The following is a 538-nucleotide window of genomic DNA, read 5'->3' as shown; positions in this document are numbered from 1 at the left end:
TGCAGGAATCGTATCTGTGTATGCTAAATTTTTATACTCATTATTATTTACCCAAACTTTATGTTTGGTTATAAGTATATCGTGTAAGCTGTCTAAATGGTTCACAGTAACCGATGTTTCAATTGCACCGTCTTTATTTACTGCATTTGTAATATCATCATTATTGCTGCATGAGGAAAATAGAATTAAAGTTATAACCGACATTAGTAAATAAATGTATCTCATATTATGATTTATTTTTATTACTTGCGAGTATCAAAATGAAATTCAATTTTAAATAAAAATATTCATAATACTAAAACTAAATTCAATAAGTTAATTTAATACTTACTATTGCTACAATGTTTCAAATTCTTCTTTATGTTTTGGCTTCCAGATAAGGTAATAAAAGCCTAACAAAAGAATACCTATTGTAAAAGGTATGATAGCTAAATGTTTGTACGTAACAGTACCGGTAACAATTTTGGTATCAAATTGAAAAAACTCACTCGTCATCCAGTAAGCATTCGCTGTAATCCAAAACGTAATGGCAATATTG

Annotated in this window: 2 protein-coding genes; both read right to left on the bottom strand. The window is 27.9% G+C overall.

Going from position 1 to position 538, the window contains the following annotated elements; translation table 11 throughout:
- A partial coding sequence (locus E3E36_RS12945; RefSeq protein WP_206203638.1) for a hypothetical protein occupies positions 1-204 on the bottom strand: 204 nt, incomplete at its 3' end.
- A 132-nt stretch (positions 205-336) separates the two neighbouring features.
- Positions 337-538 (bottom strand): hypothetical protein (locus E3E36_RS12940; RefSeq protein WP_206203637.1); only part of this gene is annotated, 202 nt, incomplete at its 5' end.

The organism is Thermococcus sp. M36 (genome assembly GCF_012027355.1).
Taxonomy (GTDB): Archaea; Methanobacteriota_B; Thermococci; order Thermococcales; family Thermococcaceae; genus Thermococcus.
Note: the sequence above shows the minus strand (reverse complement) of the source record. Positions and strands in the feature narration are given on the sequence as shown.